The sequence below is a fragment of the Streptomyces sp. NPDC086989 genome (genome assembly GCF_044745505.1).
In the GTDB taxonomy this organism is placed as follows: Bacteria; Actinomycetota; Actinomycetes; order Streptomycetales; family Streptomycetaceae; genus Streptomyces.
This window is the reverse complement of the sequence record NZ_JBIVAL010000001.1, coordinates 519,324-534,452: the sequence shown is the minus strand read 5'-3', so window position 1 is coordinate 534,452 and position 15,129 is coordinate 519,324. Positions and strand designations below refer to the sequence as shown.

General features: G+C 70.4%; 12 protein-coding genes. 9 read left to right on the top strand and 3 right to left on the bottom strand.

Annotation, left to right across the window (positions count from 1 at the left end; translation table 11 throughout):
- Window positions 1-166 precede the first annotated feature (166 nt).
- The 3 genes from ACIPK4_RS02560 to clpX all read left to right on the top strand — a co-directional run bounded on the left by ACIPK4_RS02560 (window position 167) and on the right by clpX (window position 2,990).
- Window positions 167-784 carry an ATP-dependent Clp protease proteolytic subunit gene (locus ACIPK4_RS02560; RefSeq protein ID WP_402308742.1) on the top strand — a complete coding sequence of 206 codons (618 nt, stop codon included), beginning with the start codon at window positions 167-169 and terminating at the stop codon, window positions 782-784.
- Window positions 785-878: 94 nt separating this feature from the next.
- The gene (locus ACIPK4_RS02555; RefSeq protein ID WP_054226614.1) at window positions 879-1,550 is read left to right on the top strand and encodes an ATP-dependent Clp protease proteolytic subunit; all 672 of its coding nucleotides are present in this window, start codon (window positions 879-881) and stop codon (window positions 1,548-1,550) included.
- A gap of 153 nt (window positions 1,551-1,703) precedes the next feature.
- Complete coding sequence (clpX, locus tag ACIPK4_RS02550) at window positions 1,704-2,990, top strand: ATP-dependent Clp protease ATP-binding subunit ClpX (protein WP_030297265.1); 1,287 nt, start codon at window positions 1,704-1,706, stop codon at window positions 2,988-2,990.
- Window positions 2,991-3,056: 66 nt separating this feature from the next.
- On the opposite strand, the gene ACIPK4_RS02545 is transcribed toward clpX, so the two are convergent.
- On the bottom strand, window positions 3,057-3,965 hold the full coding sequence (locus ACIPK4_RS02545) for a hypothetical protein (RefSeq protein WP_402308740.1): 909 nt from the start codon (window positions 3,963-3,965) through the stop codon (window positions 3,057-3,059).
- 92 nt (window positions 3,966-4,057) lie between these two features.
- Window positions 4,058-4,690 (bottom strand): hypothetical protein, encoded by a 633-nt coding sequence (locus ACIPK4_RS02540; RefSeq protein ID WP_402308738.1) that lies wholly within the window; start codon window positions 4,688-4,690, stop codon window positions 4,058-4,060.
- A gap of 96 nt (window positions 4,691-4,786) precedes the next feature.
- Between ACIPK4_RS02540 and ACIPK4_RS02535 the strand changes: the two genes are divergently transcribed.
- The 6 genes from ACIPK4_RS02535 to ACIPK4_RS02510 all read left to right on the top strand — a co-directional run bounded on the left by ACIPK4_RS02535 (window position 4,787) and on the right by ACIPK4_RS02510 (window position 13,924).
- Window positions 4,787-7,408 (top strand): valine--tRNA ligase, encoded by a 2,622-nt coding sequence (locus ACIPK4_RS02535; protein ID WP_376196587.1) that lies wholly within the window; start codon window positions 4,787-4,789, stop codon window positions 7,406-7,408.
- Window positions 7,409-7,559: 151 nt separating this feature from the next.
- A complete protein-coding gene (locus tag ACIPK4_RS02530; RefSeq protein ID WP_402308737.1) occupies window positions 7,560-9,002 on the top strand; it encodes a glycosyl hydrolase in 1,443 nt (480 codons plus the stop codon).
- Window positions 9,003-9,004: 2 nt separating this feature from the next.
- Window positions 9,005-9,811, top strand: a complete 807-nt coding sequence (locus tag ACIPK4_RS02525) for a hypothetical protein (protein WP_402308735.1) — start codon at window positions 9,005-9,007, stop codon at window positions 9,809-9,811.
- A 21-nt stretch (window positions 9,812-9,832) separates the two neighbouring features.
- The gene (locus tag ACIPK4_RS02520; protein ID WP_402308733.1) at window positions 9,833-11,284 is read left to right on the top strand and encodes a glycosyltransferase family 2 protein; all 1,452 of its coding nucleotides are present in this window, start codon (window positions 9,833-9,835) and stop codon (window positions 11,282-11,284) included.
- Window positions 11,285-11,313: 29 nt separating this feature from the next.
- Window positions 11,314-12,645: a glycoside hydrolase family 113 gene (locus ACIPK4_RS02515; protein WP_402308731.1), complete on the top strand. Its 1,332-nt coding sequence runs from the start codon at window positions 11,314-11,316 to the stop codon at window positions 12,643-12,645.
- A gap of 130 nt (window positions 12,646-12,775) precedes the next feature.
- Window positions 12,776-13,924, top strand: coding sequence for a histidine kinase (locus ACIPK4_RS02510; protein ID WP_402308729.1), 1,149 nt, complete (start codon window positions 12,776-12,778; stop codon window positions 13,922-13,924).
- A 96-nt stretch (window positions 13,925-14,020) separates the two neighbouring features.
- Here ACIPK4_RS02510 and ACIPK4_RS02505 read toward each other — a convergent pair whose 3' ends face one another.
- Complete coding sequence (locus ACIPK4_RS02505) at window positions 14,021-15,070, bottom strand: rod shape-determining protein (RefSeq protein ID WP_402308727.1); 1,050 nt, start codon at window positions 15,068-15,070, stop codon at window positions 14,021-14,023.
- Between the last annotated feature and the right edge of the window lie 59 nt (window positions 15,071-15,129).

The window sequence follows — 15,129 nt, the reverse complement described above, 5'->3', positions numbered from 1 at the left end:
AACAGTTCGGGAAGCGGGATGGCGTTGTCCGACCTGCGCGTTAGGGTCCATGAATACGAGGGCACGGGAGTACCCGGACGCCGGCGGCCACGGCCGCCGACCGGTCCGCGCCCCAGAACGAGACGCTGAGACGGCATGTGGCCGTCGGAGACGAGCAGGTGGATACGTGACGAATCTGAAGCCTTACGCCGCGGGTGAGCCGTCCATCGGTGGCGGCCTCGGCGACCATGTCTACAACCGGCTGCTCGGCGAGCGCATCATCTTCCTCGGCCAGCAGGTCGACGACGAAATCGCGAACAAGATCACGGCGCAGCTCCTCCTCCTGGCCGCGGAGCCGGAGAAGGACATCTACCTGTACATCAACAGCCCGGGCGGCTCGGTGACGGCGGGCATGGCGGTCTACGACACCATGCAGTACATCCCGAACGACGTCGTCACCATCGGCATGGGCATGGCGGCCTCCATGGGCCAGTTCCTGCTCACCGGCGGCGCCCCGGGCAAGCGCTTCGCGCTCCCGAACACCGACATCCTGATGCACCAGGGTTCCGCCGGCATCGGCGGCACCGCCTCTGACATCAAGATCCAGGCCCAGTACCTGCTGCGCACCAAGCAGCGCATGGCCGAGATCACCGCCCACCACTCCGGCCAGACCGTGGAGGCGATCATCCGCGACGGCGACCGCGACCGCTGGTTCACCGCGGAGGAGGCCAAGGAGTACGGCCTCATCGACGAGATCATCTCCGCCGCGTCGCTGGTCCCGGGCGGCGGCGGCACCGGGGCCTGACCCCGGCCCCGGCGCGCGGGGCCTCGTCACCTCGTACGAGGGCCCGTACGCCCGCCCGCACCCGGCAAGCCCCAGCCCGCAGAACGCCACCAGGATGGTGAACACCCAGATGCACATGAACAACCTCTCTCCCGCGAGCGGCCTCTACACCGGCCCGCAGGTGGACAACCGGTACGTCGTCCCGCGCTTCGTCGAGCGCACCTCGCAGGGCGTGCGCGAGTACGACCCGTACGCGAAGCTCTTCGAGGAGCGCGTGATCTTCCTCGGCGTGCAGATCGACGACGCCTCCGCCAACGACGTCATGGCGCAGCTGCTGTGCCTGGAGTCGATGGACCCGGACCGCGACATCTCGATCTACATCAACAGCCCCGGCGGCTCCTTCACCGCGCTGACGGCCATCTACGACACGATGCAGTTCGTGAAGCCGGACATCCAGACGGTCTGCATGGGGCAGGCGGCCTCCGCCGCCGCGGTCCTGCTGGCGGCCGGCACGCCCGGCAAGCGCATGGCGCTGCCGAACGCCCGCGTGCTGATCCACCAGCCGTCCGGCGGCACCGGCCGCGAGCAGCTCTCCGACCTGGAGATCGCGGCCAACGAGATCCTGCGCATGCGCGACCAGCTGGAGACCATGCTGGCCAAGCACTCCACCACGCCGATCGAGAAGATCCGCGAGGACATCGAGCGCGACAAGATCCTGACGGCCGAGGACGCCCTCGCGTACGGCCTGATCGACCAGATCGTCTCGACCCGCAAGAACTCCCACTGACCCTTGCCGCCAGTTGGCGTGGGCACGTCGTCACATTCGGCGATGTGAACCACGTCAAGGGGGCCCCGTACGGGGCCCCCGGCAAGGTACCGTCGGATATGAGGCACCAGGAGCGCTGAACCAGGCGTCTCCCAGGCGAAGGGGAAGCACCTCGTGGCACGCATCGGTGACGGCGGCGACCTGCTCAAGTGCTCGTTCTGCGGAAAGAGCCAGAAGCAGGTGAAGAAGCTCATCGCAGGACCCGGTGTGTACATCTGCGACGAGTGCATCGACCTCTGCAACGAGATCATCGAGGAGGAGCTCGCGGAGACCTCCGAGGTCCGGTGGGAGGAACTCCCCAAGCCTCGTGAGATCTACGAGTTCCTGGAGAGCTACGTCGTCGGCCAGGAGCCGGCGAAGAAGGCCCTCTCGGTGGCGGTCTACAACCACTACAAGCGCGTCCAGGCCGGCGAGAACGGCGGCGCGCAGGGCCGGGACGACGCGATCGAGCTCGCGAAGTCCAACATCCTGCTGCTGGGCCCGACGGGCTCCGGCAAGACGCTGCTCGCCCAGACGCTCGCGCGCATGCTCAACGTCCCGTTCGCCATCGCCGACGCGACGGCGCTGACGGAGGCCGGGTACGTGGGCGAGGACGTCGAGAACATCCTGCTCAAGCTGATCCAGGCGGCCGACTACGACGTCAAGAAGGCCGAGACCGGGATCATCTACATCGACGAGATCGACAAGGTCGCCCGCAAGAGCGAGAACCCGTCGATCACGCGCGACGTGAGCGGCGAGGGCGTGCAGCAGGCCCTGCTGAAGATCCTGGAGGGGACGACGGCCTCGGTCCCGCCGCAGGGCGGCCGCAAGCACCCGCACCAGGAGTTCATCCAGATCGACACGACGAACGTGCTCTTCATCGTGGGCGGCGCCTTCGCCGGCCTGGAGAAGATCATCGAGTCGCGCGCGGGCGCCAAGGGCATCGGCTTCGGGGCGACGATCCGCTCGAAGCGCGAGATCGAGGCGAGCGACCAGTTCCAGGAGGTCATGCCGGAGGACCTGGTGAAGTTCGGGATGATCCCGGAGTTCATCGGCCGTCTGCCCGTCATCACCTCGGTGCACAACCTGGACCGGGAAGCCCTGCTCCAGATCCTGGTCGAGCCGCGCAACGCCCTCGTGAAGCAGTACCAGCGCCTCTTCGAACTCGACGGCGTGGAACTGGACTTCGAGCGCGAAGCGCTGGAGGCCATCGCGGACCAGGCGATCCTGCGCCAGACGGGCGCGCGCGGTCTGCGCGCCATCATGGAAGAGGTCCTCATGTCGGTGATGTACGAGGTCCCGTCCCGCAAGGACGTGGCCCGCGTGGTCATCACGGCCGACGTCGTCCGCTCGAACGTCAACCCGACGCTGGTCCCCCGCATCGTCCCGAAGGACCAGGGCCCGCAGGAGAAGTCGGCGTAGCCGACACGAAGCACGCGTAGGGGCGCCCGGCTATCGGCCGGGCGCCCCTACGCGTGTGGCTCGCGGTTACTTCTTGACGCGGGCGGTGTTGTAGAGCTTCGCCGTCAGGTCGGCGGTCTGCTCCAGGGTGTAGCCCGGCTTGCCCGCCAGGATGGAGGCAGCGTCGGAGGCGCTGACCAGACTCAGGGTGCTGTAGTCGCCCCAGATGCAGATGGGGAGGGTCAGCTCCTTCGGTCCCTTGGTCGTCGTGGTGCTGGAGGCCGTGATCTTCATTTCCTGGCACTTCATCACGGCGCCGCTGAACCCCGAGGGGGACATCGACTTCGGGCTGCCGATCATCTCGACCGTCGCGGACTTGTCCTTGCCGGCGTTGAGCTTGGCCGTGGCGAAGTAGGCGTCCACGGACTTCTCCGGATCCGCGAGTTCGCCGTACAGTCCCTGGAAGCTCACACCCTTGGTCGTCAGCGGGTTGGCCGGGTCGCCGGCGCTGTAGTCCATGGCGACCCTGGTGGGGTTCTTGACGCCGATGGCCTCCAGCTCCTGACGGTCCTTGTCGGCGAGGGGCTTCTCCTTGTAATTCGGGTTCTTCTTGAACTCGTTCACCGTCTCCGGGGCGACCAGCTTGTAGCCCTTCGTCGCCGACGAGACCGAGCCCGAGGCGCCGCCGCCCTTTGTGAAGTACCAGCCGGCGCCGGCGATCGCCGCGACCGCGACGATCACCGCGATCACGACGCCCGCCTTCGACTTCTTCGGCGGCTGCATGCCGTACGGGGGCTGCTGCGGCGGCATGCCCGGCTGCTGGTAGCCGTAGCCCGGCTGCGGCTGGGGCTGCTGGGGGTAGCCCTGCGGGGGCTGCTGCGGGTAGCCGTAGCCGGGCTGCGGGGCGGGCTGTCCGTACGGACCCGGCTGCTGCGGCGGCTGACCGCCGTACGGCCCGGGCTGCTGTCCGTACGGTCCCGGCTGGTTGTAACTCATACCCGTGTCCCCCTTTAGGACTTTCTTATGTTCCTCATATCTTGGCGGAAGTCCGCGCAGCTCCGGCCGCCGGGGGCCCAGGCGTTACGGAACTACGACGCCGCCGGGACCTCCATCGCCTCCCGCAGCGCCCGGGCCTGCGACGCGAGGACGTCCATCGCCACGGGCTGGTTCTCGACCGGGACGGTGACCGTCACCAGGGTGCTGTGATCGGCCCACATGCAGAGCGGGAGCGTCCCCGCACCGGAGCCCACGTCGAGCGTGCCGCACCGCATGGCGCCGCCCGCCGGCGTCCCGGCCTCCTGCGTCGTGATCCCCGTGACCGTCCCCATGTCCTGCAGGCTGCGGGTCAGCGCCGCGCCCGGGTCCTGGTCGCCGAACCGGCCGTACGCCCCGCTGACCACCAGATGCGCGGTGCCCGACGGGTCGGCGTAGACCACGGCGACGTTCGTCACGCCCTGCTTCGCCGGCCCCTGGCCGCTCCTGACGGCCTCCACGCGCGGACCGGAGTCCTGGAGCGTCAGGCCCTGGAAGGAGGCCGGCGCCGCCAGCCGGTAGCGGCCGGCGTCCTCGGCGGCGCCGTCGCCGAGGACTGCGTTCATGGCCAGGCGCCCCAGCACCACGCCCGCCGCGAGGCCGAGCACCGTCCCGGCCGTCTTGAGCGCACGCTTGTTCCTGGGCGGGGCGGCAGGGGCCGCCACGGCCTGCCCGGGGATCTCGTTCATGGTCACAGTGAGCCCGATCGTCATGGTCAGGTCAACGAGTGCGCGGGTGTGGTATGGATTCGTAACGGAGGCGGGCCCGCCCGTATCCTGTGCCTCGTGACCGAGAACACGCAGACACCCAGCAGCCCCAACTCCGAACTGCCGACCGCGTACGCTCCGGCCGAGGTAGAGGGGAAGCTCTACGAGCGCTGGGTAGAGCGTGGCTACTTCACGGCCGATCCCGCGAGCGAGAAGCCCGCGTACACCATCGTCATCCCGCCGCCGAACGTCACCGGCTCCCTGCACCTGGGGCACGCCTTCCAGCACACGCTCATGGACGCCCTGACCCGCCGCAAGCGGATGCAGGGCTACGAGTCGCTGTGGCTGCCCGGCATGGACCACGCCGGCATCGCCACCCAGAACAAGGTCGAGCAGCAGCTCGCCGAGGAGGGCAAGTCCCGCCACGACCTGGGCCGCGAGGAGTTCGTCGAGCGCGTCTGGCAGTGGAAGGAAGAGTACGGCGGCAAGATCCTCGGCCAGATGCGCCGCCTCGGCGACGGCGTCGACTGGTCCCGTGAGCGTTTCACCATGGACGAGGGCCTGTCCAAGGCCGTCCAGACGATCTTCAAGAAGCTCTACGACGACGAGCTGATCTACCGCGCCGAGCGCATCATCAACTGGTGCCCCCGCTGTCTGACGGCCATCTCCGACATCGAGGTGGAGTACCAGGAGGACGCGGGCGAGCTCGTCTCGATCAAGTACGGCGAGGGCGAGGACACCCTGGTCGTCGCCACCACGCGCGCCGAGACGATGCTCGGTGACACGGCCATCGCCGTCCACCCGGACGACGAGCGCTACAAGCACCTGGTCGGCAAGCTCATCAAGCTGCCGCTCACGGACCGCTCCATCCCGGTCGTCGCGGACACGCACGTGGACCCCGAGTTCGGCACCGGCTGCGTCAAGGTGACCCCGGCGCACGACCCGAACGACTTCGCGATCGGCCAGCGCCACGACCTGCCCTCCATGACGATCATGGACGAGCACGGCAACATCACCGTCCACGGCCCCTTCCTCGGCCTGGACCGCTTCGAGGCCCGCTCCGCGGTCGTCGGTGCGCTGCGCGAGCAGGGCCGGATCGTCGCCGAGAAGCGCCCGTACCTGCACTCCGTCGGGCACTGCTCCCGCTGCTCCACCACCGTCGAGCCGCGCCTGTCGCTGCAGTGGTGGGTCAAGGTCGAGACGCTGGCCAAGGCCGCCGGCGACGCCGTCCGCGACGGCCGGGTCTCGATCCACCCCGAGGAGATGTCCAAGCGCTACTTCGACTGGGTCGACAACCTCAACGACTGGTGCATCTCGCGCCAGCTGTGGTGGGGCCACCGGATCCCGGTCTGGTACGGCCCGGACGGCGAGATCGTCTGCGTCGGCCCGGACGACGAGGCGCCCACCGGGGAGGGCTGGCACCAGGACACCGACGTCCTCGACACCTGGTTCTCCTCCGGCCTGTGGCCGTTCTCCACGCTCGGCTGGCCGGAGAAGACCCCGGACCTGGCGAAGTTCTACTCCACCGACGTCCTGGTCACCGGCCACGACATCATCTTCTTCTGGGTCGCCCGGATGATGATGTTCGGCCTGTACGCCATGGACGGCGAGGCGCCGTTCAAGACGATCGCGCTGACCGGCCTGGTCCGCGACGAGCGCGGCAAGAAGATGTCGAAGTCCTTCGGCAACGTCGTCGACCCGCTGGACTGGATGGACAAGTACGGCTCCGACGCCGTCCGCTTCACCCTGGCCAAGGGCGCCAACCCGGGCACCGACGTGCCGATCGGCGAGGACTGGGTCCAGGCCTCCAGCAAGTTCGCCAACAAGATCTGGAACGCCACGCGCTTCGCGCTGATGAACGGCGCCACGATCGAGGGCGAACTGCCGCCGGCCGAGCAGCTGTCCGCCACGGACCGCTGGATCCTGTCCCGCCTCAACAAGACGGTCGCGCAGGTCGACGCGTACTACGAGGACTTCCAGTTCTCCAAGCTCAGCGAGGCGCTGTACCACTTCGCGTGGGACGAGGTCTTCGACTGGTACGTCGAGCTGTCGAAGACGACGTTCTTCGCGGGCGGCGAGCAGGCCAAGGTCTCCAGCCGGGTCCTCGGCGAGGTCATCGACGTCATGCTGCGGCTGCTGCACCCGGTGGTCCCCTTCGTCACCGAGACGCTGTGGACCACGCTGACGGGCGGCGAGTCCCTCGTGATCGCCGACTGGCCGAACGACTCGGGCTTCCGCGACGAGGCCGCCGAGGCCGAGATCGAGGGCGTCCAGGCCCTCGTCCGCGAGGTCCGCCGGTTCCGCAAGGAGCAGGGCCTCGACGACAAGCAGAAGGTCCCGGCCCGCCTGGACCTGTCCGGCACCCCGCTGGCCGCGCACGAGGCGGCCATCCGCCAGGTGCTGCGCCTCCAGCCGGAGGGCGACGAGTTCAGCGCCACCGCGACCCTGCCGGTCGCCGGCGCCACCGTCGCACTCGACCTGTCGGGCACCATCGACGTGGCCGCCGAGCGCAAGCGCCTCACGAAGGACCTCGGCGCCGCCGAGAAGGAGAAGCAGCAGGCCGAGGCGAAGCTCGGGAACGAGGCCTTCCTGGCCAAGGCCCCCGACAACGTCGTGGACAAGATCAAGGGCCGGCTGGCCAAGGCGGAGGCGGACATCGCCCGCATCCAGGCCCAGCTGGAGACCCTGCCCGCTGCGTAACACGTACAAACGGTGAACCCTCGGCCCCCGAGCGCACAGCTCGGGGGCCGACGCGTAGGGTGACACCGGCCCCAGCGGTTTCGCACCACCGGCCGGGGCCGTTGGCGGCGTGCTGTCGACCGAGGGGGGTCTCGGAGTGTGGGGTCGTGACGTGGGGCGCGAGGCGCCGGAGCGGGATGCGCCGGGCCGACGGGCGCCGGGCCGCCTGCTGTCGGGGCTCGAGCTGAAGCGCCGCAACCTCTTACTCGGGGCGGCGGCCACCGCGGCCACGGGCGGCGCCGTCGCCGCAGTGGCGGCGGCCGGCACCTCGCGCGCCCCCGCCGCCGGCCTCCAACAGGACCTGGTGTCACGCGATCCGAAGGCCTCCACGGCGGCTCGCGCCGTGTACCGATTACTCGCCGGACTGGAGGCGGACGCCCGGGCCGGCCGGCGACGCGGCACCCTCCTCGGCCAGCACGCCGAGGTGCACAACGAGCGGTACAACCCCGAGTACGGAGACCACAGCGGTCCCAAACCACCCGGCTACTACTACCGCAAACCCCAGGACATCACGGGGAAGCTGCCGGCCTTCCTCGAACTGGACCTGGGCCCCGGCTACCAGCAGGACAGCTGGGGCGTGGGGGAGCCGCGGGACTACTCGCGCGCCGCGTGGCCCGCCCACCGCGAGTACTGGACCTACACGAACGACGTCGTGGACCTCGCCATGGGCGTCTGGCACGGACTGCCACGCAAGGACGACGGCTCGTACAACCCGAGCGGCACCGAACGCCTCTGGAACGGCACCCGGACCGTACTGCCGGCCAACGGGGGAGCGCCCGCCGGCCTGGTCGGAATGTCGTTCCACCAGCCGTGGCCCGGCAGCCCCGTCAAGAGCTACGACCAGACGCTGCGCCGCAACGCCCCCTCGGCGAAGGACCCGGGCTGGATCGACCGGGTGATCACCCCCGGCACCCCCGAGCACGCGGCGCTCCTGCTCGACCTGTCGTTCCTCGCCGACCACCTCGGCTACCTGGCCGCGCACGACGTACCCGTACTGCTGCGCCCGTACCACGAGATGAACTCCCTCGGCGGGGAGCAGAGCTTCTGGTGGGCGGGGCTCGAACCCCGGCAGTACACCGCCCTGTGGGAGCTGCTCTACCACTACCTGGTCGGCTCCCGCGGACTGCACAACCTGATCTTCGTCTGGGCCCCCACGGCCTGGGACGGCGTCCACGGCGGCGAGCCGTGGGACTTCTATCCGGGCGCCGGGTACGTGGACGTCGTCGGTGTCGACGACTACAGCGGAAGCCCGGACCAGCCCTTCGACCCGGCCGCCTGGACGTCGACGTGGCACCGCGGCCTCAAGGACTACGGAAAGCCGCGGATCCTCGCGGAGTCCTTCCACGTACCGCTGGGCGCCGCGCAGCGCACGACGCTCGACCAGTCCCCCTGGGTGCTGTGGACCGTGTGGGGTGACGGACTCACCGCGAAGAACTCCCCGGCGGACGTGCAGCAGACCTACAACGACCCCAAGACGATCACCGGGGGCCGTCAACCGGGCCCCGCCGGAGTGCAGTGGCCCGCCCTGCACGACGGATCATCCGAGAAGGAGTGAAGTTGAGCGCGACAACGCCACGTGCCCACCGCGTGGCCGCCTTCGTGGCCATGGGATGGGCAGGGGTCCTGCTCCTGTGGGCCCTGTACAACTGCTTCTGGCAGGTCGGCGTCGTCGACTTCCTGCAGGGCATCGTCTACTACGGCATCGGCGACGGCTCCGGAGCCGCCGAGACGTTCAACCTCAACTGGGGCGTCGTCTACGTCGCGGGCGGCCTGCTCGTCCTGCGCGGGAACACCCTGGGCCGGGGAGTCATCATCGGCGGCGCCGCCATCGAGGGCTACAACCGGATGCGCAGCCTGACGGGCGCGCTGTTCGACGAGAAGCAGACCGACTACTTCACCTCCACCGTCCAGGGCGGGCTGAAGCTGGCGACGTTCGCCGTCGGGGTCCTCGTGACCGGCGCACTGATCGTGCTGCTGCTGCGGGACTTCGCCGTGTACGAGCCCTGGCAGCCCCCGGTGAACCCCTGGACCCAGCAGGCCCACGAGGCCCGCCAGGCTCACGAGCAGGCCCAGCGTGCGGCCGCCGCCCAGCAGGCCCAGCCGCCGCAGTTCCCCCAGCAGCAGCTGCCGCAACCGCCGCAGCCGGCGCACGGGTACGGGCCCCCGCCGTCCTACCCGGGGCAGCCCGGGCCCCAGCTGCCGCAGACGGGCTACGCGCAGCCCCAGCCGCAGCCGCAGCCGCAGCCGCAATCTCAGCACCCGCAGCCCGGTTACGGGCCCGGGCCCTACGGCAGCGGGCCCGCCTGGCCTCAGCAGTCCCAGCAGTCCCAGCAGTCCCAACCGTTACCGCCGCAACAGCAGTAGGAACTTCGAAGGACCCTTCCCATGACCCTGGCTCCCCCCTTACAAGAGGTCGTGACGACGTCCCGTCGCGATACGAAACTGGTGCAGCGCCATGCCGACTGGAAGCCCAGCGTGCTGGCCTTCCTGCTGCCCTTCCTGGTCCTCGTCAGCTTCGGCCTGTGGGTGTTCGAGCCGAACCCGACCCCGCTCGGCTGGACGCTGTCGGTGATCTGGTCGCTGCCCGCCATCGGCGTCATGGTCGGCTTCCAGGGCGTCCTGCTGATCCGCCGCCGGCTGCGCAAGGCGCACGAGATGGTTCCGCCGGCGCCGGTGGAGGAGGACTTCCTCATCGTGCTCGTGCCGACCATCGGCCGCCACGACACGTATCCGGCGCTGGAGCGTTCGGTCCTCAGCTACGTCGAGCACCTCCCGCCGTACTTCCCGCGCATGCGGGTCGACGTGCTCACGGAGGAGGGCTGCGAGGCGGCCGAGCGGATCGACGACCTGGCCGCGATGAACGCCCGGATCCGCGTGGTGACCGTGCCCAAGGTGTACGAGACGGCCAACGGGACCCGGTTCAAGGCCCGCGCGAACCACTACGCGCACGAGCTGCGGATCGACGAGGGCGAGGCCCTCGACGACGTCTGGGTGCTGCACATGGACGACGACACGGGGGTCGGCCCCGACACCGCCGCGTCCATGGCCCAGTTCGTCAACCGCCAGCGGCGGGAGGGCGAAGCGGGCAAGCACATGGCGCAGGGCATCCTCGCCTACCCGCGCGAGAACGCCGTGAACCGGTTCACCTGGCTGGCCGACGCGGTCCGCCCCGCCGACGACATAGCCCGTTTCCGGGCCTTCACCGGACTCGGCACCCCGGTCGTCGGCGTGCACGGCGAGCTGCTGCTGCTCCGTGCCTCCATCGAGGCGACGATCGGCTGGGACTTCGGGCCCAAGGCAATCGTGGAGGACGCGCAGCTGGCGCTGACGTTCTGCCGCAAGTACCCGGGCCGCAGCGACTGGTTCAACGGCCGCTGCTACGGCGCCTCCCCGGCCACCACCGGGGACTTCATCAAGCAGCGCGAACGCTGGGCGTGGGGGCTGGTCGCGCTCTGCTTCAACCGCACGGTGCCGTTCCGGTACCGCTGGTTCCTGATGCTCTGCATGATCAGCTGGGTCCTCGGCCCGCTCCAGCACGTCGCGACCGTGCTCCTGGTCGCCTGGTTCATCGGCGACTTCAACACCTCGCCCGTCACCCAGTCCGTCGTGATCATGTGGTCGCTCAGCTTCGCGTACGTCATCTGGACGTACTGGGAGGGGCTGCGGCTCAACGCCCTGGTCTCGGCGAACGGCAAGCGCCACTGGTGGGAGCCGTTCGCCGTGCTCGGCCTCATCCCGCTGTTCTCCGTGCTGGAGGGACTCGGCGGCCTGCGCGGGCTGATCAAGTTCATCAAGCGCGAGGAGAACAAGTTCGTCGTCATCGCCAAGCCCGCATGAGCACCCGCAAGAGGAACCGAGAGCCCCTCGTGAGCAGCGAGACGCAGACTGAGACGACCGGCGAGACGGCCGGCAAGACGAACCGCGAGACGAACCGCGAGACGAACGGCGAGGGGGCGAACCGGAAGACGAAGCGTTCCAAGGTCCCCCTGCTCGCGATCCTCCCGGTGACCGTGACCTCCCTGGTCCTCGGACTGCCGTGGGTGATCGGCGACCACCCGCTGCGCTGGGCGTCGGGCTCCCTCAAGCCGATCGTGGTCCTGCACGACTCCACCCCGGCCAAGGGCGGCGGCGGCACCGTCCTCGCCGGCGGGGGCGCGGTCGCCGACGCACCGGCCGAGCCCGCCCGGCCCGCACCGAAGGTGGACAGGCCCTGGAAGACCGGCATGCCCGAGTGGGGCGTCCAGATCTTCTGGGAGGACAAGAAGGAGCACAGTGACGCGTACGTCGAGAAGAAGGCCCGCGAGCAGGCCGCGTACCTCGTCGGGCTGAAGGCCAACGCCGTCGCCGTCTCCTTCCCCTTCTACACGGAGGGCCGCACCTCGACGAAGCTCACGGCCGGCAAGAGCACCCCGACGCCCGAGCACCTCGACACGGTTCTGCGCGTCTTCCACGAGGCGGGACTGCGCACCACCGTCCGCCCGACCCTGGACGAGGCGGCGCTGGTGCCTCCGGAGGGCTGGCGCGGCAACATCAAGCCGGTCGACAAGGAGGCCTGGTTCGCGTCGTACGAGGCCATGCTCGGCCCGTACCTCGACGCGGCCCAGCGGCAGCAGGCGGCGACGTTCGTGATCGGCACCGAGCTGAACTCGATGGAGGGCCACCCGGGCTGGAAGTCACTGATCGCGTCGGCCGAGAAGCGGTTCAAGGGCGAGGTGTCGTACGACGCGAACTGGGACAACTACGTGGGCGGCCACATCGACGTGCCCGTGGGCCGGCTCGGCGTCGACGCCTACTTCCCCGTCAAGGTCGCGGACGACGCACCCGTCGAGCAGCTCGTCGCCGGCTGGAACGGCTGGCTCGACAAGAAGAGCAAGGGCGCACTGCCGCGGATCGTGCTGGCCGAGGCGGGCATCAGCGCCATGGACGGGGCGTACCACGCACCCGGCGACTTCTACGCGAAGCGCACGCTGAACCCCGCCGTCCAGGCCAACTGGTACAAGGCGGTCTGCCAGGTCGTCCGGGAGCGCAGGATGGCGGGCGTCTACTGGTGGTCGGTCTACTTCGACTCCGACCCCGGGGCCGCCCCCAGGGAGGAGGAGTCCCGGCTCAACTTCGCGGGCCGCCCGGACACCGAGCGGGAGATCCGGTCCTGCTTCGGCTCCGACTACGCGGGCCCGGGCGCCGGTGCCGCGCCCTGACCGGGCGGGCCGGCGGGCGGGGAGCCGGGGTCGGTGGGGGTTGTCCTGAGTTGTCCGGAGTGTCGGACGTCACGTTTTCGGCCGGGCCGGCCGATCCGATACCCCGTGGTGAGCACGGATGATGGAAGGCATGTACGTCCCGCCCGTCGCCTCGGCGCTCCACCGGGCCGCGGCCGCCGGCCGCCGGCTCGGCGAGAGCTGGGCCGGATCACCCCGGGCGCTTGACGTGCTCACCGCATTGAGCTGCCTGGGGCTGATGGCGCTGGACCTGCCCGGCCTGGCCGCCGCGGACAACTCGCTCAACGGCCCGATGGCCGCCGTCGTCCTCGCCGCCGGGTGCTCCGGCCTGGTGGTGCGCCGCCGGGCGCCCTGGGTCTCGTACGTCACCGCGCTCCTCTTCATCGGCTGGCTGCACGAACTGACGCTGATCCAGTTCGCGCTCTACTCGGTCGGCCGCTTCCGGGGGCGCCGCCCCGCGGTCCTGGCCACCCTGGGGTACGTGGCCTTCTCGCTGATCGTCTTCAGCGTCCCCGGCTGGCCCGAGCCCCACGCGGCGACCCTCAGCTCCTTCCTCGGCCTCGTCGTGCCGATCGGGGTCCTCGCCTCGGCCGTCGGCATCGCCGCCTACCGGCACGACCTGGTGCGCGAACTGGCCGCCCGGCGCGCCGAGTCGGCCGTCCTGCAGGCGGTCCAGCAGGAGCGCACCTCGGTCGCCCGCGACGTCCACGACTTCGTCGGCCGGGAGCTGACGCTGCTGACGGTGCGCTCCGAAGTCCTGTCGGTGCGGGCGCGGGAGACGGCGCACGCGAAGGACTTCGAGGAGCTGGCCGACACCGCGCGCCGGGCCCATCTGGTGCTCAACGAGATCATCGTGCAGCGCGGGGAACGGGCTTCGACCCCGGGGGTGGACGGTCTGCCGGCCCTTGCGGAGGAGAGCCGACGGGCCGGTTCCGCCGTCCGGCTGACCCTGGATCCGCAGGTGCACGGGCTGTCGCCGCTGCGCCAGGCCGCGGTCTACCGGGTGGTGCAGGAATGCCTGACCAACGCGGCCAAGCACGCCTGCGGGGAGACCGTCGACGTGTCGATCCAGGCGGACGGCCCGCAGCTGCGGATCGCCGTCACCAACGCCCTGGCCGTCCCCGGCCCGGCCCGCGCCCCCGTCTCGTCGGGTTCGGGCACGGCGAGCATGTCCGAGCGCGTGCGCAGCCTGGGCGGAACGCTGACGGCGACGCGCACGCAGGACGCGTACACGGTGGTGGCCACCCTCCCGCGCGGCTGACGCGCCCTGCGTCCGGGCGCCCCCACCGCCTCGCGCCCCCACCGCCCGGCGCCCCCACCGCCCGGCGCCCCCCAACGCCTCGCGCCCCCGCGCCGCTCAGGCCCTCGCCGGGACCAGCAGGCCGCCCAGGGTGTCCAGGTCCTCCACGCACTTGCCGGAGCCCAGGGCCACGCAGTCCAGCGGCGCGTCGGCGACGAAGACCGGGATGCCCGTCGCGGAGGCAAGCCGCAGATCCAGCCCCGGCAGCAGTGCGCCGCCGCCAGTCAGGACGATGCCGTGCTCCATCACATCGCCCGACAGTTCGGGCGGGCACTCCTCCAGGGTGGCGCGCACCGCGGCGATGACCGCCTCGACGGGCTCGTCGAGCGCGGCCCTCACGTCCGCCGCGCTCAGCGAGAGCGTCTTCGGCATGCCGCCGACCCGCTCCCGGCCGCGCACGGTGAACGTCCGGTCCTCCAGTTCGGGCCGGTCCGGCACCGGCCAGGCCGACCCGATGGCGACCTTGACGTCCTCGGCGGTTCGCTCCCCGATGAGCAGCCCGTGCCGCTTGCGCACGTAGTCGGTGATCGCGGCGTCCAGCCGGTCCCCGCCGACCCGCAGCGACCGGGCCGTGACGATGCCGCCGAGGGAGATGACGGCGACCTCGGTGGTGCCGCCGCCGATGTCCACCACCATCGAGCCGCGCGCCTCGGCCACCGGCAGGCCCGCGCCGATCGCCGCCGCCATCGGCTCCTCGATCAGGTGGACGGCCCTGGCCCCGGCCCGGGTCGAGGCGTGGACGATGGCCCGCCGCTCGACCGGGGTGACCCCGGACGGCACGCAGATCACCATCCGGGTACGGGGCCTGCGGCTCGGCACGGCCTTGCGGACGAAATGCCGGATCATCTCCTCGGCGGCCTCGTAGTCGCAGATCACCCCGTCCCTCAGGGGGCGGATCGCGGTGATGGAGCCGGGGGTGCGCCCGATGGTCTCCTTGGCCTCGGTCCCGACGGCCAGCGCGGTGGTGGTGCCCGCCCTCACGGCCACCACGGACGGCTCATTGAGGACGATTCCGTGCCCCCGGGCGTAGACCAGGGTGTTCGCGGTCCCCAGATCGATGCCTATGTCGCGGCTGGAAGCGGACTTGTCGGTGCTGGCCTGCGGCATTTGTTCCCCTATCTCCTGTCCGCAAGGCTTGCATAACGATCCGGTCGCGACGGGCGCCG

Excerpts from the sequence above, each read along its gene's own strand:
- ACIPK4_RS02555 (WP_054226614.1), top strand. The coding sequence starts at position 879 with ATGGTGAACACCCAGATGCACATGAACAACCTCTCTCCCGCGAGCGGC.
- ACIPK4_RS02545 (WP_402308740.1), bottom strand. The coding sequence starts at position 3,965 with ATGAGTTACAACCAGCCGGGACCGTACGGACAGCAGCCCGGGCCGTAC.
- ACIPK4_RS02540 (WP_402308738.1), bottom strand. The coding sequence starts at position 4,690 with ATGAACGAGATCCCCGGGCAGGCCGTGGCGGCCCCTGCCGCCCCGCCC.
- ACIPK4_RS02520 (WP_402308733.1), top strand. The coding sequence starts at position 9,833 with ATGACCCTGGCTCCCCCCTTACAAGAGGTCGTGACGACGTCCCGTCGC.
- ACIPK4_RS02510 (WP_402308729.1), top strand. The coding sequence starts at position 12,776 with ATGTACGTCCCGCCCGTCGCCTCGGCGCTCCACCGGGCCGCGGCCGCC.
- ACIPK4_RS02505 (WP_402308727.1), bottom strand. The coding sequence starts at position 15,070 with ATGCCGCAGGCCAGCACCGACAAGTCCGCTTCCAGCCGCGACATAGGC.